20 protein-coding genes and 1 pseudogene are annotated in these 25,575 nt (G+C 64.7%); 10 read left to right on the top strand and 11 right to left on the bottom strand.

Translation table 11 applies throughout. The features are described from left to right. Positions 1-52: 52 nt before the first annotated feature. From Q0894_RS11240 to Q0894_RS11250, 4 genes are all read right to left on the bottom strand, one after another. Positions 53-2,305 (bottom strand): OsmC domain/YcaO domain-containing protein, encoded by a 2,253-nt coding sequence (locus tag Q0894_RS11240; protein WP_299235297.1) that lies wholly within the window; start codon positions 2,303-2,305, stop codon positions 53-55. 164 nt (positions 2,306-2,469) lie between these two features. Then, on the bottom strand, positions 2,470-2,739 hold the full coding sequence (locus tag Q0894_RS11245; RefSeq protein ID WP_299235299.1) for a hypothetical protein: 270 nt from the start codon (positions 2,737-2,739) through the stop codon (positions 2,470-2,472). 222 nt (positions 2,740-2,961) lie between these two features. Continuing rightward, a complete protein-coding gene (locus Q0894_RS15765) occupies positions 2,962-3,141 on the bottom strand; it encodes a PAS domain-containing protein (protein WP_366131007.1) in 180 nt (59 codons plus the stop codon). 159 nt (positions 3,142-3,300) lie between these two features. Next, the gene (locus tag Q0894_RS11250) at positions 3,301-6,774 is read right to left on the bottom strand and encodes a DEAD/DEAH box helicase (RefSeq protein ID WP_299235301.1); all 3,474 of its coding nucleotides are present in this window, start codon (positions 6,772-6,774) and stop codon (positions 3,301-3,303) included. Positions 6,775-7,119: 345 nt separating this feature from the next. Here Q0894_RS11250 and Q0894_RS11255 point away from each other — a divergent pair, with 345 nt between their 5' ends. The 5 genes and pseudogenes from Q0894_RS11255 (at position 7,120) to Q0894_RS11270 (ending at position 11,903) form a co-directional block, all read left to right on the top strand. Further along, complete coding sequence (locus tag Q0894_RS11255) at positions 7,120-8,427, top strand: divalent metal cation transporter (protein WP_161423516.1); 1,308 nt, start codon at positions 7,120-7,122, stop codon at positions 8,425-8,427. A gap of 94 nt (positions 8,428-8,521) precedes the next feature. Beyond that, a pseudogene (locus tag Q0894_RS15770) lies at positions 8,522-8,643 on the top strand (alpha-hydroxy-acid oxidizing protein); the annotation flags it as partial. Positions 8,644-8,754: 111 nt separating this feature from the next. After that, the gene (locus Q0894_RS15775) at positions 8,755-8,883 is read left to right on the top strand and encodes a hypothetical protein (protein WP_366131009.1); all 129 of its coding nucleotides are present in this window, start codon (positions 8,755-8,757) and stop codon (positions 8,881-8,883) included. Between the two features lie 305 nt (positions 8,884-9,188). Continuing rightward, positions 9,189-10,778, top strand: a complete 1,590-nt coding sequence (locus tag Q0894_RS11265) for a BCCT family transporter (RefSeq protein ID WP_299235309.1) — start codon at positions 9,189-9,191, stop codon at positions 10,776-10,778. A 414-nt stretch (positions 10,779-11,192) separates the two neighbouring features. Beyond that, the gene (locus Q0894_RS11270) at positions 11,193-11,903 is read left to right on the top strand and encodes an SIMPL domain-containing protein (RefSeq protein ID WP_299235312.1); all 711 of its coding nucleotides are present in this window, start codon (positions 11,193-11,195) and stop codon (positions 11,901-11,903) included. Positions 11,904-11,910: 7 nt separating this feature from the next. Here Q0894_RS11270 and Q0894_RS11275 read toward each other — a convergent pair whose 3' ends face one another. Further along, positions 11,911-13,473 (bottom strand): glutamate synthase-related protein, encoded by a 1,563-nt coding sequence (locus tag Q0894_RS11275; protein WP_299235315.1) that lies wholly within the window; start codon positions 13,471-13,473, stop codon positions 11,911-11,913. A gap of 122 nt (positions 13,474-13,595) precedes the next feature. On the opposite strand from Q0894_RS11275, the gene Q0894_RS11280 reads away from it, so the two are divergent. Continuing rightward, the gene (locus Q0894_RS11280) at positions 13,596-14,501 is read left to right on the top strand and encodes a cation transporter (protein ID WP_299235318.1); all 906 of its coding nucleotides are present in this window, start codon (positions 13,596-13,598) and stop codon (positions 14,499-14,501) included. A 27-nt stretch (positions 14,502-14,528) separates the two neighbouring features. Here Q0894_RS11280 and Q0894_RS11285 read toward each other — a convergent pair whose 3' ends face one another. From Q0894_RS11285 to Q0894_RS11310, 6 genes are all read right to left on the bottom strand, one after another. Beyond that, complete coding sequence (locus Q0894_RS11285) at positions 14,529-14,771, bottom strand: hypothetical protein (protein ID WP_299235320.1); 243 nt, start codon at positions 14,769-14,771, stop codon at positions 14,529-14,531. A gap of 63 nt (positions 14,772-14,834) precedes the next feature. Then, positions 14,835-16,610: a mechanosensitive ion channel domain-containing protein gene (locus Q0894_RS11290; protein ID WP_299235322.1), complete on the bottom strand. Its 1,776-nt coding sequence runs from the start codon at positions 16,608-16,610 to the stop codon at positions 14,835-14,837. A gap of 107 nt (positions 16,611-16,717) precedes the next feature. Further along, complete coding sequence (locus tag Q0894_RS11295) at positions 16,718-17,641, bottom strand: metal ABC transporter permease (protein ID WP_299235324.1); 924 nt, start codon at positions 17,639-17,641, stop codon at positions 16,718-16,720. Further along, positions 17,638-18,846, bottom strand: a complete 1,209-nt coding sequence (locus Q0894_RS11300; protein ID WP_132042703.1) for a metal ABC transporter permease — start codon at positions 18,844-18,846, stop codon at positions 17,638-17,640. Before Q0894_RS11300 ends, Q0894_RS11295 begins: the two co-directional genes overlap by 4 nt. After that, complete coding sequence (locus Q0894_RS11305; protein ID WP_299235329.1) at positions 18,846-19,658, bottom strand: metal ABC transporter ATP-binding protein; 813 nt, start codon at positions 19,656-19,658, stop codon at positions 18,846-18,848. Before Q0894_RS11305 ends, Q0894_RS11300 begins: the two co-directional genes overlap by 1 nt. Before the next feature lie 3 nt (positions 19,659-19,661). Continuing rightward, positions 19,662-20,645, bottom strand: coding sequence for a zinc ABC transporter substrate-binding protein (locus Q0894_RS11310; protein WP_299235332.1), 984 nt, complete (start codon positions 20,643-20,645; stop codon positions 19,662-19,664). A gap of 203 nt (positions 20,646-20,848) precedes the next feature. Here Q0894_RS11310 and Q0894_RS11315 point away from each other — a divergent pair, with 203 nt between their 5' ends. The 4 genes from Q0894_RS11315 to Q0894_RS11330 all read left to right on the top strand — a co-directional run bounded on the left by Q0894_RS11315 (position 20,849) and on the right by Q0894_RS11330 (position 25,563). Continuing rightward, positions 20,849-21,991 (top strand): ChaN family lipoprotein, encoded by a 1,143-nt coding sequence (locus tag Q0894_RS11315; RefSeq protein ID WP_299235335.1) that lies wholly within the window; start codon positions 20,849-20,851, stop codon positions 21,989-21,991. Between the two features lie 117 nt (positions 21,992-22,108). Next, positions 22,109-22,501 (top strand): glutaredoxin, encoded by a 393-nt coding sequence (locus Q0894_RS11320; RefSeq protein ID WP_299235338.1) that lies wholly within the window; start codon positions 22,109-22,111, stop codon positions 22,499-22,501. 124 nt (positions 22,502-22,625) lie between these two features. After that, the gene (locus tag Q0894_RS11325) at positions 22,626-24,374 is read left to right on the top strand and encodes a chloride channel protein (RefSeq protein ID WP_299235446.1); all 1,749 of its coding nucleotides are present in this window, start codon (positions 22,626-22,628) and stop codon (positions 24,372-24,374) included. Continuing rightward, entirely contained in the window at positions 24,367-25,563 is a 1,197-nt protein-coding gene (locus tag Q0894_RS11330) for an extracellular solute-binding protein (RefSeq protein WP_299235340.1), read from the top strand. The genes Q0894_RS11325 and Q0894_RS11330 overlap by 8 nt, the downstream gene beginning before the upstream one ends. The last annotated feature ends 12 nt before the right edge of the window (positions 25,564-25,575 follow it).

Raw genomic sequence — 25,575 nt, forward strand, 5'->3', positions numbered from 1 at the left:
TGGCCGCACGCTGTTGTGCGGCGGCGCATCGCTGGCGGAGACCCGGCGGCGTTCAGGCATCCGCCGGAGCATAGACGTCCTGCGGGCGCATGCCGGCCTTGATGGCGCGAGCGGCATGTAGCTTCCTGTAGCTCTCGATCAAGCGTTGATGCTTCTCCAGCCCTTCGAGCGCCATGCTGGTTGGGGTGAGGCCATGGAAGCGCACACTACCGTTCACCGAGCCGATCACCGCCTCGATGGTCTCTTCGCCGAACATCCGCCCCAGGTTATAGCGGAAGTCGTTCACCTCGAGCTCGTCATCCAGCATGACCTCAAGCACCGCCTGCACCGCCTGATAGAAGAGATTGCGCTCCACGGTGTTGTCGTTGTACTGCAGGAACATCTCGACTCGCTCCAGCGCCTCCTCATGCTGACCCAACGCCAGATTGATCAGCAACTTGAGCTCGAGGATGGTGAGCTGGCCCCAGATGGTGTTCTCGTCGAACTCGATGCCGATCAGCGAAATGATCGTCATATGCTCGTCGAGCTGGCTCTCCTCCAGGCGCTCAAGCAGATCGGCGAGCTCACCATCGCTCAGGCGGTGCAGGTTGAGAATATCCTCGCGGTAGTCGAGGGCCATATTGGTGTTGTCCCACACCAGGTCCTCCACCGGATAGACCTCGGAGAAGCCAGGCACCAGGATGCGGCACACCGGCGCGCCGAGCTCTTCGCGCACCGCGACATAGGACTCCAGCCCCATCTCCTCGAGGATGCCGAACAGGGCCGCGCTCTCCTCCTCGTTGCTGTAGGTGCCGCCGCCGGTGAAGTCCCAGTCACAGAACTCGATCTCCGAGCGGGAGCTGAAGAAGCGCCAGGAGATCACCCCGGACGAATCGATGAAGTGCTCCACGTAGTTATTGGGCTCGGTGACCGCCATGGAGTTGAAGGTGGGCGGCAGAAAGTCGTTGAAGCCCTCGAAGCTGCGACCCTGCAGCAGCTCGGTGAAGGTCCGCTCCAGGGCCACATGGAAGCTCGGGTGGGCACCGAAGCAGGCGAACACGCCACCGGTCTTGGGGTTCATCAGGGTCACGCAGGTCACCGGGAACTGGCCGCCCAGGGAGGCGTCCTTTACCAGCACCGGGAAGCCCTGGGCCTCCAGCGCCTCGATGCCCTCGACGATCTCGGGGTAGCGCGCCAGCACCTCCTGGGGAATGTCGGGCAGCACCATCTCCTCTTCGATGATCTGCTTCTTCACCGCTCGCTCGAGAATTTCGGAGAGGCACTGCACCTGGGCCTCGGCCAGGGTATTGCCGGCGCTCATCCCGTTGCTGAGGTAGAGGTTCTCGATCAGGTTCGAGGGGAAGTAGACCGTCTCGCCGTCGGAGTGACGCACAAAGGGCAGCGCAACGATACCGCGATCCGCCCGGCCGGAATTGGTATCGATCAGGTTCGAGGCGCACAGCTCCCCTTCCGGGTCATAGATTTCTCGGCAGTAGGCATCGAGGATGCCCTCCGGCAAGGCATCGTCGGGCCCCGGCAGGAACCACTTCTCGTTGGGGTAGTGAACGAACTCGGCGTTGGCGATCTCCTCGCCGAAGAACTGATCGTTATAGAAGAAGTTGAAGTTGGTCCGCTCGATGAACTCGCCCAGCGCCGAACAGAGCGCACTCTCCTTGGTGGCACCCTTGCCATTGGTGAAGCACATCGGCGAGGCGGCGTCGCGGATATGCAAGGACCAGACGTGGGGCACGATATTGCGCCAGGAGGCGATCTCGATCTTCATGCCCAGATCGGCCAGGATGCCGGTCATGTTGGCGATGGTCTGCTCCAGCGGCAGGTCCTTGCCCTCGATCCAGGTGCCGCCGCCCTCTTCATCGCCCAGCGCCTTGCTCTTTTCACCGCCCATCAGCAGGGCCTGGGCGTCCTCGTCGATGTTCTCCACCGCCTCGACCTGAAACTCGGGGCCGGTCTGCACCACCTTCTTCACCGTGCAGCGATCGATGGAGCGCAGAATACCCTGGCGATCCTTGTCGGAGATGTCCTCGGGCAGCTCGACCTGAATCCGGAAGATCTGCTTATAGCGGTTCTCGGGGTCGACGATGTTGTTCTGCGACAACCGAATATTCTCGGTGGGAATATCCCGGGCGTTGCAGTAGACCTTGACGAAGTAGGCCGCACACATCGCCGAGGAGGCCAGGAAGTAGTCGAAGGGCCCCGGCGCCGAGCCGTCACCCTTGTAGCGGATGGGCTGGTCGGAGATGACCGTGAAGTCGTCGAACTTGGCCTCCAGGCGGAGGTTGTCGAGATAGTTGACCTTGATTTCCATGAGGCACCGACAGAGCATTGAGCGTAACCGCGCATTATCCCAGCTCTGGCGCTCATCGTCATGCCGAATCCACAGATTGCCAAGGGCATTGGTCACGGCACGGCACGGCAAGAAGCGGCCCCTATCCACGCCAGGAGCACCCGCGAATAAAACGCCGTTCTGGATCAGGCTTCCTCGCCGCCATGTATCGTAACGCTGTGCTGATTCAGCACCTCGAGCAGTGTGGGCAGATCTGGTGAGCCAGGAAGCACATAGAAGCTTTCGTCCCAGGGGTGGCTGTGCGGTGGCGGACCCACACCTTCGTCACCCCGCTGCAGGGTGATTTCCCGGCCATTGGTTTCGTTTTTCGATATCAGCACGGTAACGTCTACACCGACGACCGACAGGGGCGATGTGTGGTCCCTCGGGCTAAGAATTGTCGCATGGGGATTCATGGTTCTTGCCTCGCTATTGTCCTGTCGGGCCAGGGCACCGGCAGGGGTGTCTCCGATACCCGTACCAGCGGCAAGACCAAAGCGGTACGACAGGTTGTGACAGGTCTCCACGCATGGCACCGGAGGGAAAGGCGGGCCTTATCGGGAGAGCGCCTGTAGCAACGGCCGCTGGAGGCGGCAAGAAAAGGGGCAGGTGCTAGCTCGTGTGCTCGCTCTTGAAGTCTAGGCTCGTGCCGCAATGCCTGCCAGGAAATCGATGACACAGCCCTGAGCGTATTCAGCTTTAAGCAACGATCTGTCCAATTCCTCTTTCGTGTACCCGGTCATTTCGCACCTGCGCGGATTTAGATAGACCAGACGCCTGTCCTGTAGGACCACAATACCTTCCTGTGCCGTTTCCATCAGACCTCATTGAGGTCGGCGCTATAGAGTACCAGCCGGGTGCAGTCCGTGCAGACCCTTGTTCGCTCATTGGTAAATAAGCCGATAGCAGGAGTCAGCATATTCCTGCATATGCCATCAATCACCTTCTGCCTTCATGGGCTGATCGAGATCATGAAGTTACGCCACCGGCGCAAACAGTAGCGCCAGATCCTCCTCGTCGAACAGCGGACCATCGCTTCTGTGCTCGGCACCACCCTCGAGGATGGAGGCGGCTAGATCCGCCTTGCGCGCCTGCAGATCGAGGATGCGCTCCTCCACGGTGCCGGCGCACACCAGCTTGTAGACGAATACCGGATTCTGCTGCCCCATGCGGTGGGCACGTCCGGTGGCCTGGGCCTCTACCGCGGGGTTCCACCAGGGGTCGTAGTGAATCACCGTGTCCGCGGCGGTCAGATTGAGGCCGGTACCGCCGGCCTTGAGGCTGATCAGAAACACCGGGATCTCGCCCTGCTGGAAGAGCGCCACCCGCTGGGTTCGGGTCTTGCCCGGCGTCTCGCCGGTGAGAGTGGTAAAGGGAATGTGGTCGTGTTCCAGGGCCTCGCCGATCAGCGCCAGCATCTCGGTGAACTGGGAGAAGATCAGGATTCGCCTGCCCTCCTCCACCAACGGCGCCACCAGCTCGCGCAGCTGTTCCAGCTTGGCCGAGCGCTTCGTCTTGCGCGCACTCTGCAGCTTGACCAGCCGTGGATCACAGCAGACCTGGCGCAGCTTGAGCAGCGCATCGAGCATGACGATGCCGGAGCCCGCCAGGCCACGCTCGGCCACCGCCTGCTGCACCCGCTGGTGCTGGGCCAGACGCAAGCTCTCGTAGAGCTCGCGCTGGACGCCACCCAGGGTGACCTCGCGGCGAGTCTCGGTCTTCTCGGGCAGCTCGGCCAGCACCTGCTGCTTGGTTCGGCGCAGCATCAGCGGTGCGATGCGCCGGGAGAGGCGCTGGCGCAGTGCGACATCACCCTCCTTCTCGATCGGCGTGCGGAAGCGCTGGCCGAACCATTGCTGGCTGCCCAGCGCCCCGGGCGCCACGGCATCGAGCTGGGCCCATAGCTCACCCAAATGGTTCTCCAGGGGGGTGCCGGTCATGGCGATGGCGCGCTCGACGTCGAGTTGGCGCACCGCACGGGCGGTCTGGCTCGCGGCATTCTTGATCGCTTGAGCCTCGTCGAGCACCAGCAATCCGAGTCGATAGTCGCGCAGACGCTCCAGATCACGGATCAGCAGCGCATAGGTGGTGATCACCAGGTCGGCATCCGCCAGCCCCGCGTCGAACTGCCGCTCACGCTGGGCCTTGCCGCCCTGCAGGGCCACCACCTTGAGCTCGGGGGCAAAACGTGCCGCCTCGGCGCACCAGTTACCCACCAGGCTGGTCGGCGCGACCACCAGGCTAGGACCTGCCAACGCACCGCGGGCGCGCTCATCGAGCAGGTGTGCCAGCACCTGTATCGTCTTGCCCAGCCCCATGTCGTCGGCCAGGATGCCACCGGTACCGAGCTCCGAGAGAAAGCGCATCCAGGCGATGCCACGGCCCTGGTAGTCGCGCAGTTCGCCGGCGAAGCCAGGGGGCGCCGGCAGACTGGTGGGTAACGCACGCAGGCGTCGTGCCAGGTCGGTGACATCCTCGCGCCCCGCCCAGCGCTCATGCTCGGCCAACGGCGCGACCCTCTCGGCGGCGGTCAGTGGCAGGCGCAACGCTGCCTCCGGATCGCTCTCGTCGCCCAGCCAGTCGAGGATGGGCGCCATCAGCGAACGCAGCCGAGCAAGGGGCATCACCAGGCGGCGGTTCTCCGGCAGGATCAGCGTCCAGGTGGCGTCGTCAGCTTCGTCTTCGGCGGGCTCCAGCGGAAACTCTGGATCCTTGAACAGACGGCGTAGAATCGGCAGCAGGTTGAGGCGCTCGCCCTCCACCTCGATATCCAGCGCCAGATCGAACCAGCCGTTGCCCGCCGGCTCCAGCTCACCGTACCAGTCGTCCGGCTCGACGTAGGTCGGCTCCTCGGGGAAGTCGTCGTCGAACGTTACCAGGCAACCGGCCTGGCGTAGCCTGGCGATCATCTCCCACCACTCGTCGGGGCCGGCCAGGTGTGTAGACCATTCGGCGGCAGTGGCCGGCGGCGTACCCTCCAGAGGCAGCAGCAGCGTCCACTCGGGCAGCTCCAGGTAAGTGGGCACCGCCTCGATCTGCTGCAGGCGCTCCAGGGTCACCATGCCGGGGGGAAGCGACCTCACCAGTGCCAACTCCGCCTGGGAGTCGCGCATCACGGTCAGTCGCTGCCCATCGCGAAAGGCCTGAATGCTCTCGCCCGGCTCCGGCGGCACCTCGACGCCATCGTAGTCGAAGCTCACCACGGCGGCCCCCACCTCGACCCAGCGGGGAACCATGGCGCCATCACGATAGCCCAGCTGCCCGGATCCAATCTGCATGGTGACCTTTAAACGCGGGGCGACGCCTTCCAGGGTGTATTCCTCGATTTTCTGAGGTGCCGGAAGCCGTTCCGCCAGGCCAGGCGCTGCGTGCAAGCGCTCGTTGAGCCAGCCACTCATCTCCGGGGGCAGCGGGGGCGCGTGGCGCAGACGCATCAGCAGCCCGGGGTCGCCCTCCAGACGCCCGAAACGCCCGCGACGCTCATCGAGATAGCAGAGCTCGGCACCGGCGCGCACGATGACAGCGGCATCGGAGATGACCTCGGCGGGTTCGGTATCGGCACGCAGACGCTGGTTGCCGTCGGCATCGGGCTCCCAGGCCAGGGTCAGGCGAGCGGCCGGGCCGGTATCGAGCATGGCGCCGGTCTGCTTGGGATAGAACAGCAGCGGCGGTGCGGCGCTCTCCAGCAGTGACCATAGCGCCCGTGCCTGAAAGGCGTGGGTGACCGAACTCCAGGCATACTCCTGTCCCGAGCCCGAAAGCTGGCGGCGCTGCTCGCCGAGCATCAGTAGCTCCAGGGCCTCCTCCTGATCGGAGGCAAGGCCTTGAGGTGGCCTGGGCGTCAGGCCCCCACCGCGCCGCACATTGATGGGTCGTGGCTTCACCCAGCCGTTGCCGCGGGCGCGTCGTTTGGTGGGCCGCACCCAGACCGGTGATACCTGAAGCGCCGGCGAGCGCGGGTTTGGGTCAACATCCAGGAACAGCGCCAGGCGATGATCCTCCTCGAGCTCCTCGACGTATCGCCTGCCGCCAAGTGGCGACTGGAGCTCGGCTAGCCACGCCTCCCAGCGTTGCTCCAGCATGCCGGCATCATCCTCCGACGGTATGCCCTCGGCCTCCCTGGCATCGATAAAGCACTGGATCACCGCTACCGCGTGCTTGCATTGGCGCCCCACCGGGCAGCTGCAGTCGCTGATCACCCCCATCTCGGGGTTGTCGGGATCCACGGCCAGGCTGGTGAGATAGCGGCTACGCCCGCTGCCATCTACCTGAGCTCGCAGCACCAGCATCGCTCCCTCATGCTCAATACGTGGGCGATTGCGCACCTTGCCCTGCTGTGCGTAGGCTTTTCCGCGAGAAAACGACTGCGGATCGAAACTTAGCTGCCAATGGATATCCTTCAGGGCGCGGTAGAGCGTCAACTCAGGAACGGCAGGTCGGGCATCCGGCACAATGACTCCTCAATGAAGACTTAACGAATGAAGACTTAACGTATGAAGACAAGGCTGCTATTGGAACGAAACCCGATACCTGAAGCAACGATGAAACGCGAGACAGGCAGGTCATCCCCCCTCACGGCTTATGACGCCAGCATGCCGAAACCACAAGGAATGTTAGTCAAGCAATCATATTCACCTGCAGCTAAATTGAGTAGAGTATTTGGCCTTGCTTACCGCCTGGTCGATAGCCGGTCTGGCGACCGAGGCCGTCTGAGCCGCGCCACCGTTGCCGAGCTCGGTGCCTGAACGGCCAACACAACCTTACATCTGCCCCCGAATCAGCAGTCAGGCCATGCCATGAATCAACCTTTGTCCTCCGCGGCATCCGCTCGTTTCGTCCCTGCCAAATACCTGGCGGCCCTCGGTCCCGGCTTCCTTTTCGCCGGGGCTGCCATCGGCACCTCCCATGTGGTGCAAGCGACCCGTGCCGGAGCCGAATATGGCATCGGCCTGCTGGGGTTTATCCTGCTGGCGATCCTCATCAAGTACCCCACCTTCTTCTTCGGCCCCTTCTATGTCAGCGTCACCGGCAAGTCGCTGATCGAGGGCTATCGCCAGACGTTCGGCAAGCACGTGGTGGCGCTCTTCGCCCTGGTACAGCTGCCGATGTTGGCGATCATCATCGCCGCCATCGCCATTACCACGGCGGGCCTGGCCGGCACCCTGCTGTCACTGGACCTGAGCGCTCCGGCTATCGCCACCGTGCTGATCACCGGCGGCTGCCTGCTCACCTATACCGGCGGCTACCGAATGCTGGACTGGGTCAACAAGGTGTTTATCGTCATTCTCACCCTGACAACCCTGTTGGCCACGCTGGCGGCGTGGCCGATGGTCGACTGGAGTCTCTATCCCGCCACCGCCGCTTCGCCGCTCTACAGCGCCGCCACGCTGGTGACCCTGGTGGCGGTGCTGGGCCTGATGCCCTCGGATATCACTCTGGCGATCCTCAACTCGCTGTGGTCAGAGGCTCGTAACAAGACCCGTGGCGAGCGCTGCGACACCGAGGCGGAGAAGCTCGATTTCGATATCGGCTATATCGGCGCCGCGATCCTTGCCGCATGCTTCGTGATCATGGGCGCCGGGGTGATGCATAGTCAGGGCATCACCCCGGCCGACGGTGCGGTGGGTTTCGCCAGCCAGGTCGTCGGCCTCTACACCTCGACCCTGGGTGAGTGGAGCGGCGTTGTGGTGGGAATCTCCGCCTTCACTGTGATGCTGACCACGCTGCTCACCGTGCTGGACGGCTTCCCGCGCATGATGACCGCCGCCTACCATGCCATTACCCGCCCCGATGGGATCGAGGAGGAGACGCGCAGGGTCGAGGGAAGCCATGCCTACCTGGTCGCCATGCTTGGTCTGTCGCTGCTTGCCATCCTGATCCTCTTCACCCTGATGGGCAGCTTTCGCCTGTTCATGGACTTCGTGATGGTGTCGGCCTTCCTGCTTAGCCCCATTCTGGCGGCGCTCAACCATTTCACCGCCAATGGCACCAGCGTGCCCCTTGAGCAACGCCCCTCGCGGCTTATCAATGCCTGGAGTCTGCTGGCCATCGCCACCCTGGTGCTGCTCTCGCTGGGGTATCTCTACGTGCGCTTTATCCACTGACCCACTGACCCTCTGAGACCAGGGACGACTCAGCATGCCGACCATTACCTGCATCGACGATCTACAGCGCCTGGCACGGCGCCGAGTGCCCAGGATGTTCTACGACTATGTAGACTCCGGCGCCTGGACCGAAAGCACCTACCGGGCCAATGCCAACGACTTCTCAAACATCGGGCTTCGCCAACGCGTCATGGTGGATATGAGCAATCGCCGCCTGGAGAGCAAGATGCTCGGCGAGCGAGTGAGCCTGCCGCTGGCGCTCGCCCCCACCGGCCTTACGGGCTCGGGGCACTGGGCCAGGAGGGTGTCAGTGAATCCCTGCGCATCATCCACAAGGAGCTGGATACCACCCTGGCACTATGCGGCCTGCGGGATATCCATGATGTCGATACCCGGATCCTGCGCCCAGGCAGCTATCCCCTGCCGAGCCGACCCGCCCCCTCGACCCCTCGATAGCCTGCGTCGCCGCCAGCCAGGAACCCTGGCATGGCGGCGCAGCCATTCCGGCCTTGTTGTTTCGGCATATCATATTGAATTTTAAGTAACTATTCGACACTTTCACGCCCACTCCCAGGCTCCGCAGCGAACCTTGAGGCCAGACCAGTATCGACAGCACCTCGCGGTGTCCGGGACCCCAGAGGTACAGGACTGGCAGCAACCCCCGTTTAGACTTATAAGTCAACTCTTGTTAGTATTCCGTCGTTCTAGTCGGCGCCACCCCCTCTCGGTGCCAAAATTCTCGCAACTAGAGCACTCCCCTCATGCCTCCCAACACTGCCCCTGCATCCGCCGGGAACTCGGCGTTTTCGCGTCTGGGCGATCCCATCGTTCTGCTATTGACGGTCGGCTTTATCGTGGCCTTCGTCGGCCTCTCGCTCTACGACATCGACATGGTGGCCGACAGCATCAGCGCCGGCTTCGCCTGGACCGCCACGACGCTGGGTACCTACTTCCAGCTACTGCTGCTGCTGACCTTCATGATCGCGATCGGCGTGGCCATCTCCCCCGCCGCCAGCGCCCGGGTTGGCAACATGGACAGCCCGCAGATCAGCACCTTCAAGTGGCTGTCGATGATCATGTGTACCCTGCTGGCCGGAGGTGGCGTCTTCTTCGCCGCCGGCGAGCCCATTTACCACTTCGTGGTGACACCACCGGCCTTCGATACCGAACCAGGCACCGCCGATGCCGTTGCCGGCGCCCTGGCCCAGTCGTTCATGCACTGGGGCTTTCTGGCCTGGGCCGTGCTGGGAACCCTAAGCGCCATCGTGCTGGCCCATGCCCACTACGTGAAGGGTCAGCCGCTGCAACCCCGCACCCTGCTCTATCCGGTCTTCGGCGAGCGGGTCATGCGCGGCGCTCTCGGCAGCATAATCGACGCCTGCTGCGTGATCGCAGTGGTCGCCGGCACCGTCGGCCCGATCGGCTTTCTTGCCACCCAGGTGAGCTTCGGCCTGCATGAGCTATTCGACTTCAGCGAAGGGTATGGCACCAAGCTCGGCATTCTGGTGGTGCTGGCGGGGGTCTACATCACCTCGGCCATGACCGGTGTGCACAAGGGCATCCAGATCCTGTCGCGCTTCAACGTCTTCCTGGCGCTGGCGATTGCCGTGGTGATTCTGGTCGCCGGTCCGACCCTGTATCTGATCAACGCCTTCAGCCAGGGCTTCGGGGAATACCTCTCATCATTCTTCACCATGGCCACCATGAGCGCCGAAACCGCGCCGGCGTGGTGGATGCAGTGGTGGACGGTATTCTTCTTCGCCTGGTTTATCGGCTACGCACCGCTGATGGCGATCTTCGTGGCCCGCATCTCCCGCGGTCGCACCATTCGCGAGATGATCCTCGCCGTGGCGGTGATGGCACCGGTCGCCACCACCATCTGGTTTACCCTGCTCGGCGGTTCCGGCATCCACTATCAGCTGATCGGGGCGATCGATCTCACCGAGGCGCTGAACAACTTCCAGTTCGATGTCGCCACCCTGACCGTGGCCCAGGCCCTGCCGGGCGGCTCCCTGATGGCGCTGGCCATCCTGCTGCTGACCAGCATCTTCGTGGCGACCACCGGCGACTCCATGAGTTATGCCATTGCGGTCGTATGCGCCGGCCACGATGCGCCTAGCTCCCTGGTGCGCGCCTTCTGGGGTCTCGCCATGGCGGTGATGGCCGGTATCCTGCTCTACATGGGGGCCGGCCAGATCGGCGCACTCCAGCAATTTATCGTGATCACCGCGATACCCGTCTCGCTGGTACTGCTGCCCTCACTATGGGCCGGCCCCAAGGCGGCCTATGCCATGGCCCGTGAGCAGGGCGTCATCACCCCAAATGTGGCGACCGTTACCCATCACGGCTGAGCCACGGTGAAGCTTGCGTGAAACGGTAAAAGGAGGCACCCAGGCGGGTGCCTCCTTTCTTTCGGTTCATCGCAAGCTGGCGTGAATCCGTTTGGCAGTGAGTATTGGGAGGCCGGGTTCATTGTGGGAAGCCGGGGTTCATGGTGGGAGGCCGGCTCGGCCGGGCGAATGGAGGCCAGAGGCCTCCCGGTAATGGCACAATACTGAGCAACACCACCAAGGCGCCTATCGGCGCCTTCGCCCGGGAAACCCGGCCTCCCACAGGGTGGCGCCATCGCCCAGTGTGTAGAGAAACATCCCTCCCACCTACAGGTTTCACGCTGATCTGCGATGAACCTTTCTTTCATGGTGTGCCTGGGGCATCGTGAGTTGCAGATCGTTTCGGTGTCATCTTGACGCACAGGAGTCATCATCATGAAGCTACTGCCTGCCCTGGTACTCGCCGTCGCCACCATCGTGGCGGCCTCATTGATTGGCGAGGGGCTTACCGATCTGCGGACCGGCGACCGCTACGTCACCGTCAAGGGACTCGCCGAGCGTGAGGTCGAGGCGGACCTCGCCCTCTGGCCGCTGCACTTCGTGGCCTCGGGCACGACCCTGCAGCAAGCTCGCGAAGAGGCCCGCGTCAGCCGCGAGGCCATTTTCGCCTTTATCGAGCGTCACGATATCGATGCTCAGCAGGTGGAGCTTCAGCGTCTCAATGTCAACGACACCGCCGCCAACCCCTATCGCAGCGGCGATACCGAGCCACGCTTCATCATCAATCAGACCCTGATGGTGCGCAGCACGGAGATTGAGCGCATTCGTGACACGGCCCAGGCAGTGGGCGAGTTGCTCGACGCCGGGGTGGTCCTCTCATCGGACTACGGCCCCAGCGGTCCGATCTATCTGTTCAATCGCCTCAACGAGATCAAGCCAACCATGATCGCCGAAGCCACCGCTGCCGCCCGGGAGTCCGCAGAGCAATTTGCCCGGGATGCCAATGCCGACATTGGCACCCTGCGTCGCGCCAATCAGGGGGTATTCGAGATTCGTGCCCGTGACCAGGCGGCAGGAATTCCCGAGGAGCAGCAGCCGATCAAGACCGTCAGGGTGGTCACCACCATCGAGTATTATCTCGACTAGGGCTTCACTAGAGATCCATGACACCGGCATAGCGCACACCACTGAGCAGAGCCATCTCACGTTTCCAGGTCGCCAAGTCCCGAGGCCCGAAGCCGGCCAGGCTGTCGTGACCACAGGCCCGCGCCATTACCTGCATCAGCTCCATCGAGGCGCGCAGGAAGCGTTCGAGCTGAGCGGCAGACTTGTCGACATCGAGACGCTGTCGCAGATCGTTTCGCTGGGTGGCGATGCCCGCCGGGCAGTTGTTGGTATGGCAGATACGCGCCGCCACACAGCCGATGGACTGCATCGCGCTGTTGGCGATGGCGACCCCGTCGGCTCCCAACGCCAGCGCCTTGACGAAGTCGATGGGCAGGCGCAGGCCGCCGGTAACGATCAGGGTCACGCGACCGCTCACTCCCTCATCATCGAGGTAACGGCGGGCACGCGCCAGGGCCGGAATGGTGGGCACACTGATATGGTCACGGAACATCAAGGGCGCCGCCCCGGTACCACCACCGCGGCCGTCGAGAATCAGATAGTCGGCACCGGCGTCGAGGGCAAACTGGATATCGTGCTCGATATGGTTGGCACTGAGCTTGAAGCCGATCGGAATACCACCGGTGATTTCGCGCACGCGATCGGCAAATCGGCGAAAGTCATCGACCGTGTGCAGATCCTCGAAGGTGGCCGGCGACACGGCGGGCTCGCCCTCCTTCAAGCCGCGGATCTCGGCGATCCGCGCCGACACCTTGCCGGCGGGTAGATGGCCACCGGTACCTGTCTTCGCCGCCTGGCCGCCCTTGAAGTGAAACGCCTGGACCCTCTCGAGCAGGCGTTCCTCGAAGCCGAATCGAGCACTGGCCAATTCATAGAAATAACGGGAATTCTCGGCCTGCTCCTCGGGCAACATGCCACCCTCGCCGGAGCAGATGCCGGTGCCGGCGCGTTCGGCGCCTCGTGCCATGGCGATCTTGGCCTCCTCGGAGAGCGCCCCGAAGCTCATGTCGGAGACCAGCAGCGGCATGTCGAGAGTCAGCGGCTTTTTTGCCGCGGGGCCGACCACCAGTCGGGTATCGACTCGGGCATCATCGAGCAGCGGCTGGGTCGCCAGCTGCGCCACCATCAGCTGCAGGTCGTCCCATTGGGGCAGAGTATGACGCGGCACGCCCATGGCATCGATGGGGCCATGGGGACCCACCCCATCGAGCCCCTCCCGCGCGAGGCGATGAATCAGCGCTACCGTGGGCTCCTCCTCGGTGGCCTTGGCCCTGGGCATCCGGTCATTATCTTCTTCACTGGCTTCGCTCACCTTATCGGGATCCGGTGCCTCCTGGCCCACCTGTTCCCTGCTGAACTGCTGGTGAGTGCTGTCGCAGTAGGGAGCATCGCCGGTCTGCTTGCAGCGGCATAGATACGCCTCACCGTCCTTCTCGGCGGTAAACACCAGCGGTGTGAAACCGGTGCCCTGATGCGAACCATCACAGAAGGGCTGATCGCCGGAACGACCACAGCGGCAGAAGACGTACTCCTTGCCCTTCTCCAGCATGACCTTCTTCGGCTTGTTGTCGGCGATGATCGGTTGGCGCATGGGATCCTCCAGTTGGCCAAGGGCACTGCCCGTAGTCTGGGACAGTTCCCGCATGGCGGCCAGGTTCCACGCTCCTCCCCATTTCGCTAATATGATCTTGTCCCTGACCACGAGCCGCAACCATGCAAGCCACCCTCGAGCAGCGCGCGCTGAAGCTCTCCATCGTCATGACCCTGGTGGTCTCGGGCCTGGGCGTCACCATCGGTCTGCTGGCCGGTTCCCAGTCGATCCTCTTCGATGGCGTCTTCTCCACCATCGATGCCGCCATGTCGGGGCTGGCACTGCTGGTGGCAAGGCTAGCCGTGCGCGATGCCAGCCAGCGCTTCCAGCACGGTTACTGGCATGTGGAGCCACTGGTGGCCGCCCTCAACGGCAGCATCCTGATGCTGCTGTGCTTCTACGCCTTCCTGACCGCACTACTCGACCTGCGCGAGGGAGGTCGCGAACTGGCCTTCGATCTGGCCATCGCCTATGCCGTGGTGGTGGCCATCGCCTGCTTTGTGATGACCGCCTATCAACGACGGATCAATCGCACGGCAGACTCCGAGTTCGTGCACATCGACATGCAGGGCTGGCTGATGGCCGCGCTTATCACCAGTGCGCTGTTGGTGGCGTTCATCATTGCGCGGCTGCTGCAGGGAACGGCCTGGGCTCATCTCACTCCCTATGTGGATTCGGTGCTGCTGATGCTGCTGACCGCCGGCTTCATGCCGATCCCCATCGGCATCGTGCGCCGTGCGGTCAAGGAGATCTTCCTGATTGCGCCAAGCGCACTGGACGCGGAGGTCCATGCCGCCATGACCCCGGTGATGACACGCGAGGGGCTACTCACCTACTACAGCCATGTGGCCAAGGCGGGGCGTGGCCACTACATCGAGATCCATATCGTCACCACGCCCGACTTCGCCGCCGAGCGTGGCGTGGCACTGATGGACGAGATTCGCGAGCAGATCGCCGAGCGCCTCAGCCCGCCACCGGAGCGGCGCTGGTTTACCGTGGCCTTTACCGCCGATGAGCGCTGGGCCTAGGCGCGGACGACTAAGCCCTTATCGGGCCTATCGTCTTGATGAACGGCCCGAACTGTCCCAGATACCCTCGCGCTGCACCGCTCGGCCCTCCGCTTCGAGCTTGAGCAGGTGAGCCAGTGCCGAGCGTGTTGCCAATCCCTGCTTCGCTTCCGGCACATCGTCATAGGCATGGCGTGTCAACGCCTCCAGGCTTGCCGGACCGTGGCGCGACAGCGCCAGGCGAACCTTGTGCTCGCGAGCCAGCCAATGGGCTCGCTCAGGGTGACTCATGTCGACCAGACTCTCCTTCTGGCTAAGGAGTATTATCGGTGTGGGGCGTATCGGTGTGAGGATTCATGACGAGCCAGAGTGCCCCTCACCCGCCTGGCTCGAGTCGAATGATGCCTCGCCGCCCTCGGCAATGGTCACATCGCGGCGGCTGACGGCCACCACCTCCCGGGGCCACCACTCGGGGTGCTCGTCGCGAATGAAGGCCAGCAGCTTCTCGCGCAGCCGAGCCTCGGCGACCCACCCTCCCATGGGCTCTCGCGTCATCATGTAGCAACGCACCTCGATCGTTGCCTCGTTCTGGGCCGTCGCGTAGCAGCACAGCTTGTCCGGCTCGATCACGTCGGGCTCCTGCTCGGCCAGCTCCTGAAAGCGTTGCCGCAGGCACTCGATATCGGCACTGATGTGCAGGGTAAGCGCCAGCTGGCGATAGAGACGTGCATCCTTGGCGGAGAGGTTATAGAAGGGCTGAGAGACGAAGTGCTTGACCGGCACGATCAGACGCCGCTCGTCCCAGCCCCGTAGACGAATAAAGGTATAGAAGATGCCCTCGACATAGCACCACTGCCCCTCGAACACCACCAGATCCCCCATCCGGATCGGCTTGGCCAGCGACAGCTGGAAGGAGGAGAGGATATTGCCCAGCACGGCCTGGCCGGCGATGCCCACCAGCACCGTCAGGACACTGGCCGAGGCAAGCAGCGACAGACCGAGGGTACCGAACAGGTTGATCTCCGCCAGGATATAGACCGTCACGGCGATGACCGTGATCAGGATGATGCCGCGCCTGAGGGCATAGAGGGAAGTCAGCAGCTTGCGTTCATCTCGGTGGCGGGTGTCATCGATCTCGCCCACCAGGCGCTGGGTCATCCTCTGCAGGAAGGCGTCGACCAGGCGCAGGGCGGCGAGTCCCATGCCCCAGGCCATGATCACGATAAGCAGGATACGGAAGCCGGCGGTCGCCACACCGGAGAAGGAGACCACGGTGCCCAGCAGCACCTGGGCCATCAGCGACATGGCGATAAAGGTCACCGGTACCGGTACTCGGGCAACGAAACGCTTCGCCAGGCTACCGGCCGGTAACCAGCCCGCCATGGCCGAGGTGAGGCGGTACACGGCCCACCCCAGCAGGCCGATCAGCGTCAGAAAGAGCGGAATCGCCAGCCACTCCCATAACCGCAGCATGCCCAGCGAACGCTGGAACGGCTCGGGAATATGCCGCTCTAGCCATGAGGGCCCGTAGGCCTTATAGAGGACGGGGATAAACGCCAGGGTGTCGGGGGTGATCAACCACACTGGCTCCTGATCGCCGGCTTGATAGCGGGCGATGCGAATCGCGTGGGACTCGCCATCGGCCTCCAGCGAGGTCAGCAGAAGGTTGCGGCGTGCCTGGCCGGCCAGGGGGTGCTTGCCGGACATGTCCTCGACCATGGCATCGCGTCGACTGGAGAGGTCCGAGGGTTGCAGCCAGTCGCCCCGCTGCAGCACCGAGGCAAGCTGGCGGGCCAGTTCACTGCCCCGGGTGGCCTGCTCCTGGGCCGGCAACTCGGTGAGATTGAGCAGATGCGCCGCCGCCTCGAAATCCCCCTTGCCACTCAGGGTAAGAAAGCTGCGCAGCGCCTCGCGGGGTGTCTGGCGCCGCACCTTCTCGGGCGGCTCGCCGAGACCGCTGTTGAGCGTCTCGAGGGTGAACCAGGGCCCATCCTCATGCTGAGAGGACTGGACCGGTACCGGGCCCGCCAGCAGCAGTGCCAGCGACATCAATACCCAAAAAAGCACCGGCATCGGTGCCGGCAATACCCGGCGCCATGGGGGCAAGCAGCGCGAGAAAGTGCGCGTCATGTCGGTCCCTCCCTACCGTCGTGAGCCTCCACGGCCCGGCCATCCACGGCCAGGCTATTGTCAGTACACCCGATGCACTACGTACCGTCTACCCTTCCGCGGTCGATTCAATCCTGATGCGCCGCCCCCGTTCGGGCGCGGCAGGGGCCGAACAGGCAGGCGGCAAGCAGGATCAAACCTGCCAGGCTGGCGATCATGCCGGCGGCACTGAGCGACGTATCGAAGCCCAACCAGCGCGGCGCCTCACCGGCCAGCAGATAGCCCCCTACCGCAGCCAACAGGGCGAAGACCTGACTCCAGACGATCTGCACGCCAAGGCGGTTGGTCATCAGCCGCGCGGCGGCGGCCGGACAGATGAACATGGCGATCACGATGATCGAGCCCACCGCCTCGAACGCAGCGATGGCGGCCACCGCCACCAGGGTCACCAGCATCAGGTCGACCAGCGCCGGACGGGTGCGCATGCTGGCGGCGAAGTCGGGGTCGAAACTGGCCAGCACCAGCGGTCGGCGCATCACTACCACGAAGATCACCACCACCAGGCCGACCCAGGCGGCCCGGCCCAGCTGGGGGGGAAGATCGGCCAGCGCCTGCGGATCGAACAGCGCGGCAAGGCTAACCCCATCGAACCAGATCAGGCTCTCCAGGTTACCGTAGAGGGCATGCTCGACGTCCAGGTGTACCCCAGCGGCGCCATGCCACTCCAGCAGCAGCACGCCGACGGCAAACAGGCTGGTGAAGACCACGCCCATGGCGGCCGTCCCCTCCACTCGCCCCAGGCGGCGAATCAGCTCGATCAGTGCCACCGTCACCAGGGCAGCCACCCCGGCGCCCAGCATCATGGCCAGCGAGGCCAGGGTGCCGGTAATCAGGAAACTGACCACGATCCCGGGCAGTGCCACATGGCTGATGGCATCGCCGATCAGGCTCTGCCGGCGCAGCACCAGAAAGTTGCCGAGCAGCGCACAGGTCATCGAGATGATGATCGCGATTGTCAGCGGCACCAGGCTGAACATCATGAACTCATTCATCGTGTCACCTCCGCGGGGGGCAGCTCCGCCTCCAGAGCCATGATGGCGTCCACCGAAAGCACCTGGCCGATCGGCGTCAGTCCGGCATGCTCCCGATGCAGGGCATCATCCGGATAGCGGCGCCGATAGAGGGCCCATAGCCGCTCCTCATGCTCGGCGTCGCGTGCCGCCGCCTCGCCCGCCGGGGTGGCGACCCCATCGCGACGCACCAGGCCGCGGCGGCGCAACAGCTTCAGCGTCAGCCCATCGAAGATCGGCTCATCACGCTCCAGGGCAAGCAGCCCCTGGCGCAGGTGCACACGCCGTCGCAGACGCTGATAGGCGAGCAGGGAGGCCAGCACCCCGCGACGCGGTGAGAACAGAAAGGAGATCAAAAACAGGCCGAAGGCGGAAAGCACGATCAGCGGACCGGTGGGCAGCCCTTCGCGCACGCTGGAGAGCGTCACCCCGAGATAGCCTGCCAGGGCGCCGAGCAGTGCGGCAAGGGCCACCATGCGCATGGGCTGGTCGGTCCAGAAACGCGCCGCGACCGGAGGAATAATGGTCAGTGCCACGATCAGGATCAGCCCGGTGACCTTGAGACCGATCACCACGACCGCCATCAGCAGCAGCAGCAACAGCAGATCGAGCCTGCCGGTATTGAACCCCTGGGTGCGGGCGAAGGCCGGATCGAAACAGAGCAGCAGAAAGTCACGCCGCCACACCATCAGGGCCAGCAGCAGACCCAGGGCGCAGGCGGCGATCAGCAGCGCTTCGGAGTAGAGCATGCCGGCGGTGGCCCCTACCAGATAACTGGTCAGGCCCGACTGGCCACGTACCGAGAGGGTCTGGATCACGGTGATCAGCACCACCCCGAAGGCGAAGAAGGTCGAGAGCACGGCACCGATGGCGGCGTCCTCTCCGAGTCGAGTACGCTCCCCGATACGCTGCACCAACCACAACCCCAGGGCAGCGCTTCCGGCGGCACCGCCAAGCAGCACCGGCAGCACCCGGCCATCTCCCTGCCACAGGCCCATGACCAGAAAGGCCAAAGCCAACCCCGGCAATGTCGCATGGCTGATGGCATCGCTGACCAGGGCACGCTTGCGCAGCAGGACGAAGCTACCCACCATGCCGGCCGCCGCGGCCAGCAGCATGGCGCCCACTGTCACCAGGCTGGTGTTGTAGCCCAGGGTGAAAGTGAGTGCCCGCCACCAGGTTTCCATCACCATTTTCCCTCTTTCGCCTTGTGTCCGCCGCTTGGCGTCTCGATGAGTCGTGCCAGCTGCACCGGACTGAGCCGGCCGCCGTAGGTGGCCTGTAGATTCTCTTCGGTAAAGGCCTCGTCGACCGAACCGGCGGCGATGCGGCGCACATTCATCAGCAGCACATGATCGAAGTAGTCGCGCACCGTGGCTAGATCGTGATGCACGCAGAGCAGGGTTCGCCCCTCGTCTCGCAACGACTTGAGCACCTGGATGATGGCCGCCTCGGTCGCGGCATCGACCCCGGCGAAGGGCTCATCGAGGATGGTCAGATCGGCCTCCTGGACCAGGGCCCGGGCCAGAAACACCCGTTGCTGCTGGCCTCCCGAGAGCTGACCAATCTGCCGGTCGGCGAAACCCTCCATGCCGACCCGTGCCAGGCTCTCCATGGCGCGCAGGCGTAACTGTCGAGAGCCGAACTGCCACCAGCGCAGATCGCGATAGAGTCCCATGCCCACCACATCGATGACGCGCGCCGGGAAGTCCCAGTCGACACTGGAGCGCTGGGGCACGAAGGCCAGGTGGCGGGTCTCCTGGTCGAGAGGGCGACCGAAGACACGCACCTCGCCGGAGAGTCGTCGGGTGATGCCCAGCGCCGCCTTGAGCAACGTCGACTTGCCGGCGCCATTGGGCCCGATGATGGCGCTCATGCTGCCCGGCGGGGTGACAAAATCCACCGAGTGCACCACCGGGCGATGATCGTAGCTGACCGTGAGCCCCTGAATCGCCAGGGGACTAGCGATCACCTCCTTGCCGAGACGCGAATCGGGCATGGATTACTCCTCCTCGATGGTGTGAGAGGCATCCCTGCCCAGACGCCCCTGCCAGCCCAGCTCCGGCGCACTGCCCTGCAGGGCGCGGGCGATGGTGGTCACGTTGTGGTCGAGCATGCCCAGCCAGCTGCCTTCGTAGGTTCCCTCGGGCCCCATGGCATCGGAGAATAGCTCGCCACCGATGCGCACCTCGTGACCCACGGCGGCCGCCCCTTCGATCAGTGCGCGGATGCTGCGCTCCGAGACCGAGGTCTCGACGAAGATGGCGCCGATTTCACGCTTGACCAGCAGATCGACCAGGTTCTCGATGCGCGAGAGTCCCGCCTCGCTTTCGGTGGAGAAGCCCTGAATGCCCATCACCTCCAGCGCATAGGCCTCGCCGAAGTAACCGAAGGCATCGTGGGCGGTGACCAGCACGCGGGATGACGCCGGAATGGTGTCCAGCACCTCATGCGCATAGGCGTCCAGCGCCTCGAGCTCCTCCAGATACGCCTCGGTGCGGGCCTCGAACTCCTCGGTGGCTTCAGGGTCCAGCTCGATCAGCGCATCGCGCACGGCGACGACCGCATGACGCCAACGACTCGGGTCCATCCAGATATGGGGGTCGGGCTGGTCAACGTAGTCCTCATGGGCGAGCCGTTCCTCCTTGGGTACCGCCTCGCCCACGGCAAAGACGGGACTGCGCTGGGCCAGCCGGCCCAACAGCTCGGCCAGCTGCGCCTCGAGATAGAGACCGTTCCAGAACACCGCATCGGCGCGACTCATGGCGACCACATCGCTGCGCGTCTGGCGGTACAAGTGCGGGTCGACCCCGGGGCCCATCAGCCCCGTCACCTCGACCCGCTCGCCGCCTATTTCCCGCACGACGTCGGCGATCATGCCGGTGGTGGCCACCACGTTCAAGCGTGAATCGGCAAGGCTGGGGAGAGTCAACAGCATCAGCGTGAGCCCCAGCAGGGAGGCGAGTCGACGAGAGAGTTTTGGCACGAATAGCTCCTGAACAGGTGGCGAGGCGCAATGCAAGCTGTACGTCACAACACACAACAGGATAACGCGAATCGCTACGATTACTAGCCGTTCACCTCCCCCCTGGCACTTCGCCTGATGGCGCCCATCAGGGCATGATCGCGACGCTTCCTGGCCTGGGGTATGGTAACCCCTCGATATACCCCTGCCCCAGAGGAGACGCCATGTTATGCCGTCATCTGCTTGCCGCCCCTTTTCTTGCCCTGATCCTGGGTGGCCTGCCTGCCATTTGCATGGCCGGCGAATGTCCTCGACCGGGGGAGTGGCAACGCGGTGGTGTTGCCGTACCCGCCGACGCCCTGATGCGCGAGCTCGCCTCCCAGCGGGTCGTGCTGCTCGGCGAACAGCATGAGCGTCTGGCCCACCACCGCTGGCAACTGCATACCCTGGCGGCGCTGCACGCCCACCAGCCCGCGATGGCGATCGGTCTCGAGATGCTACCGCGCAAGGCCCAGCCGGCGCTGGATGCCTGGGTGGCCGGAGAGCTGAATGAGGCGGCCTTCCTCTCCACCAGCGACTGGCACGAGGCCTGGGGCTATGACCCCGACCTCTACCTGCCGATCCTGCACTTTGCACGCATGAACCGTATCCCGCTGGTCGCGCTGAACGTCACCCCCGAGTTGCGCCGGCGGCTAAGCACACAGGGCTGGGAGAAAGTGGCATCGGAAGAGCGTCACGGCCTGACCCCGCCTGCCACGCCACCCCCCGACTATGTCAGCCTCCTCACCGAGCTATACGCCAGCCACCCCAGCGAACTCGATACCCCGGGAGGACTCGAGCGCTTTATCGACGCCCAGCTGGTCTGGGATCGCGCCATGGCCGAAGGCCTCGCCAGCGCCGCCGAACAGGTGCCGCTGGTCGTCGGCCTGATCGGCGAGGGGCATCTCAAGCACGATCACGGAGTTCCTCACCAGCTCGAGGACCTTGGGCTCGACTCACATCGCACGCTGCTGGCCTGGTCGACACGGCACGACTGCCCGCCTTCCGAAGGGGTCGCCGATGTACTGTTCGGCCTCGGCGACGAGTCACCGTACGAGCCGGCGGCTCCACTGCGCCTGGGCGTGCTGATTCTGCCCGACGAAGCGGGGGTGCGGGTCGCCCGAGTCGAGGCCGACAGCGTGGCGGCCGACAGCGGCCTGCGCGAGGGCGATATCATCACGGCCGCCGCCGGCAGGGAGGTCGTGGCTCCCGGCGAGCTGATCGCTCGGGTCAGCCGCCAGGCGCCCGGCACCCTGCTGCCACTGACGATCAAGCGCAATGGCGAAGCCCGCGAGATCCTCGCCCGCTTCCCCATTGATGCGCTCTGACGGATGCGCTCCAACTGATGCGCTCCAACTGATGCGCTCCAACCCCAGCTGGCCGCTCACCGGGGGGCATGGCATCATGGCCGCCCCCCAGAGAACCAACGAGGATATCGAGACCCAATGCGCCCCCTGATTCGCCTGTTCTTCCGCGGCCTGCGCCTGGTGCTGGCACCGATCGTGCTGATTTCCGAAAAGCTCACGACCCCCAAGGCCGTGTCGCGCTCACCGGAGGAGCAGGCCGAGGTCGATCGCGCCTGTGAAGACCTTGCTCTTTACCAGTTCCGCACCTGCCCCTTCTGCGTCAAGGTACGCAAGGAGCTCGCCCGCCTCGCTCTGCCCATCGAGACCCGCGACGCCCAGTTCGACCAGCAGCATCGCCGCGAACTCGCCGAGAACGGTGGCCGCGTCAAGGTTCCCTGCCTGCGTATCGCCCATTCCGATGGTGAGGTCGAGTGGCTCTACGAGTCCGACGATATCAACGCCTGGCTGCACCAGCGCTTCGCCACGGCGTAACCGTCCACCCATAAGGGATCTATCACCGGGCTAACACAGATAGCTTGGCAGCTCGGTAGCCCGGGGCAGATCTCGCCATAAGCCCCGGCTGGACCTCCATGCCCCTGGCGCCTACACCTTGGATATGGAGATCCATGATCCACCCACGCTGCGCGGCCTTGTGTCGATGCTGCGCTTCCTGGGACTGGTGGTACTGGGCGCCACGGTGGGTGGCGTGGCGGCGCTGTTTGCCGCCGGTTTCGTGCGCGGCGTGCTGTGGCTCAACGAGATACTGCTGATCTCGCCACGCAGCCGCATGATGTTTGCCTGGCCGGAGTGGCTGACGCTCACCACCGTGATCGTACCCGCCCTGGGCGGACTGATCGTCGGCCACCTGCACCAGCTCCTTCCCGAACGGCGCCCTCACACGCCTACCGATGCCATCGCCGCCGTCCAGACGCGCCGCGGCCGACTGCCGCTCAAGGCCGGGGCTGTCTCCGCCTTTACCGCCCTGCTCTCCCTGGGTGCCGGCGCCTCGGTAGGCCAGTACGGCCCGCTGGTGCACCTGGGGGCCAGCCTCGGCTCCCTGGGCGCTCGGGTGCTGCGCCTGAGTCGCTCCGACGACAATATCACCATCGCCTGTGGGGTGGCCGCGGCGATTGCCACCGCCTTCAATGCGCCGCTGGCGGGCATTGTCTTCGCCCATGAGGTGGTGCTGCGCCACTATGCACTGAGAGCCTTCGCACCCGTCGCCGCCGCGGCCCTCGTCGGCCATGTAATCGCCACCCAGGCACTGGCCCAGGGCGCCCTCTTTCATGTCGCCGAGACCGTGGTCCCCCAGGCCTGGGAGTTCGCCCTGTTTGTCGCCATCGGCGGGCTGGGCGCCCTGCTGGCTGGGGGCTATATGCATGCCATTCTCGGCGTCGGTCGATTCGCCCGGCAACTCCCGCTGCGCCCGGCACTGCAGCCGGCCCTGGCGGGTGCCCTGCTGGGCGTGGCGGCACTCTGGGTGCCCGATATTCTCGGCATGGGCCAGGAGACCCTGCGCTTCGCCACCATCGCCGGGGCCTTCGGCAGCGGCGAGCTGCTGCTGGTGCTGGGCCTGAAGGTGGCGGCTACCGCCCTCTGTCTGGGCATGGGCTTCAGCGGTGGAGTGTTCAGCCCTGCCTTGGTGGTCGGCATGCTGTTCGGCGCCCTCTGCGGCACCCTGACGGCCAGTCTGACCGGCATCTCCCAGGAGACCTTCGTCTTCTATGCGGTCTGTGGCATGGTCGCCGTCACCGCCCCGGTCATCGGCGCCCCGCTGACCAGCCTGCTGATCGTCTTCGAGCTGACCGGCAATTACGCCCTGACCACCGCGGCCCTGGCCAGCGTGACCCTGGCCAGCCCCATCGCCGCTCAGCTGTTTGGACGTTCGCTGTTCGACATTCAGCTACGCGAACGTGGCCTGGACCTCTCCTCGGGGCGTGACCAGGCCCTGCTGATGGACACGCGGGTAAGCGACTACCTGACTCAGGAGTGTGTCAGCCTCTCCCCCGGGGCATCGCTGGACGAGGCCATCGTCGGCATTGCCCGGCAGCACCACGCCGAGGCTTACCTGGTGGATGACCGGGGGCACTTTCACGGCTGCGTGACGCTGGCCGATCTGGAGGCGGCAAGACAGGAGGAGTCCCCACCCCGGCAGGCCAGGGAGTGTCTGGACATGACGCGACCGATACTGAGCCCCGACACCACGCTATGGGCGGCGATGGCGCTGCTCGAGAAGGTCTCCGGCGAGGCCCTGGCCGTGGTCGACGACGGCGTCTTCTGCGGGGTGGTCTACGAGGTCACTATCGCCCACGCCTACCTGGACCAGAGCGATACACTGCGCCGCGAGGAGCATGGCCATGGATAGGCCGACGGCTGCCCTTCTGGCGGCACTAGTGTCGCTATGGGTGCTGATGGCCTCGGGCCCTCTGGTCTCGGCCGAGCCCCTGCGGGTGCTTAGCTGGGGCGGCGCCTACGAGCGCGCCCAGCGAGAGGCCCTGTTCACCCCTTTCACCGAGCAGAGCGGGATTGAGATCGAGGTGGCGCGCTACGCCGGCGGACTGGACGAGCTGCGCCGCGCCGTCACCACCGGTGAGTCGCCCTGGGATGTGATCGACATGACCCGCAGCGAGGCCATGGCCGCCTGTGACGAGGGCCTGCTGCAGCCTCTGCCGCCGGGCCTACCTGTCCCGGCCCCGGACGGCACCTCTGCCGAACGGGACTTTATCCCGGGTGCCATCGGCGCCTGCGCTCTCACCCATACGCTGTTTGCCACGGTGGTAGCCTATCGCCTCGACGCCTTTCCGGGACGGCGCCCCTCTCGCATCGCCGACCTCTTCGACCAACAGCGCTTTCCAGGCCCCCGGGCCCTGCAGCGCACGCCGGCGGTCAATCTCGAGTGGGCACTGCTCGCCAGCGGTGTCCCCCGCCAGGAACTCTATCGACTGCTCAGCACCCCACGGGGCCTGAACCTTGCCTTCGAGCGGCTAAACAAGCTGGACACCATCCACTGGTGGGAAGAGGGCGAGGCGCCCGTGGAGCTGCTCGCCCATGGACAGGTGGTCATGGCGTCGGGCTACAACGGGCGCTTCTTCGATGCCATGGTCCAGCGAGGCGCGCCCATCGAGATACTCTGGGACGGCCAGGTTCAGGAGCACGAGACCTGGGTGGTTCCCCGCCATGCCCGCCATACCCAGACGGCCCGCGACTTTATCCGCTTCGCCACCTCCACCGAGCGGCTCGCCGCCCTGGCTCGGCGAATTCCCTACGGGCCGGCGCGTGAATCAGCGGCCGTCCGGGTCGGTCGCCATCCGGTCAGCGGCGTGGACATGCGCCTGCATATCCCCACACATCCGCTCAACGCCGAACACGCGATCACCAAGGATGAGGCCTGGTATGCACGCACCCTGACGCGCATCAACGACTACTTCGCGGCCTGGCTTGAGGCTCGGGGCGACACTTTTCCGGCCCCTGCCGGGCCGAGCGCGGCCGCATCGGAAGACTCAGCCGGCGATACCTCACGCCACCCAACCCCAGATGACCCCATGACTCCTTGACGTCGCCTCGAC

It is taken from the genome of uncultured Halomonas sp. (assembly GCF_947501415.1).
Taxonomy (GTDB): domain Bacteria; phylum Pseudomonadota; class Gammaproteobacteria; order Pseudomonadales; family Halomonadaceae; genus Halomonas.

Bases quoted from the DNA above. Each gene is read 5' to 3' on its own strand.
- Q0894_RS15765 (WP_366131007.1), bottom strand. From the start codon at position 3,141: ATGGAAACGGCACAGGAAGGTATTGTGGTCCTACAGGACAGGCGTCTG.
- Q0894_RS11320 (WP_299235338.1), top strand. From the start codon at position 22,109: ATGCGCCCCCTGATTCGCCTGTTCTTCCGCGGCCTGCGCCTGGTGCTG.
- Q0894_RS11315 (WP_299235335.1), top strand. From the start codon at position 20,849: ATGTTATGCCGTCATCTGCTTGCCGCCCCTTTTCTTGCCCTGATCCTG.
- Q0894_RS11280 (WP_299235318.1), top strand. From the start codon at position 13,596: ATGCAAGCCACCCTCGAGCAGCGCGCGCTGAAGCTCTCCATCGTCATG.
- Q0894_RS11245 (WP_299235299.1), bottom strand. From the start codon at position 2,739: ATGAATCCCCATGCGACAATTCTTAGCCCGAGGGACCACACATCGCCC.
- Q0894_RS11290 (WP_299235322.1), bottom strand. From the start codon at position 16,610: ATGACGCGCACTTTCTCGCGCTGCTTGCCCCCATGGCGCCGGGTATTG.
- Q0894_RS11305 (WP_299235329.1), bottom strand. From the start codon at position 19,658: ATGCCCGATTCGCGTCTCGGCAAGGAGGTGATCGCTAGTCCCCTGGCG.
- Q0894_RS11285 (WP_299235320.1), bottom strand. From the start codon at position 14,771: ATGAGTCACCCTGAGCGAGCCCATTGGCTGGCTCGCGAGCACAAGGTT.
- Q0894_RS11270 (WP_299235312.1), top strand. From the start codon at position 11,193: ATGAAGCTACTGCCTGCCCTGGTACTCGCCGTCGCCACCATCGTGGCG.
- Q0894_RS11295 (WP_299235324.1), bottom strand. From the start codon at position 17,641: ATGAATGAGTTCATGATGTTCAGCCTGGTGCCGCTGACAATCGCGATC.
- Q0894_RS11240 (WP_299235297.1), bottom strand. From the start codon at position 2,305: ATGGAAATCAAGGTCAACTATCTCGACAACCTCCGCCTGGAGGCCAAG.
- Q0894_RS11325 (WP_299235446.1), top strand. From the start codon at position 22,626: ATGGAGATCCATGATCCACCCACGCTGCGCGGCCTTGTGTCGATGCTG.
- Q0894_RS11300 (WP_132042703.1), bottom strand. From the start codon at position 18,846: ATGGAAACCTGGTGGCGGGCACTCACTTTCACCCTGGGCTACAACACC.
- Q0894_RS11275 (WP_299235315.1), bottom strand. From the start codon at position 13,473: ATGCGCCAACCGATCATCGCCGACAACAAGCCGAAGAAGGTCATGCTG.
- Q0894_RS11330 (WP_299235340.1), top strand. From the start codon at position 24,367: ATGGATAGGCCGACGGCTGCCCTTCTGGCGGCACTAGTGTCGCTATGG.
- Q0894_RS11265 (WP_299235309.1), top strand. From the start codon at position 9,189: ATGCCTCCCAACACTGCCCCTGCATCCGCCGGGAACTCGGCGTTTTCG.
- Q0894_RS11255 (WP_161423516.1), top strand. From the start codon at position 7,120: ATGAATCAACCTTTGTCCTCCGCGGCATCCGCTCGTTTCGTCCCTGCC.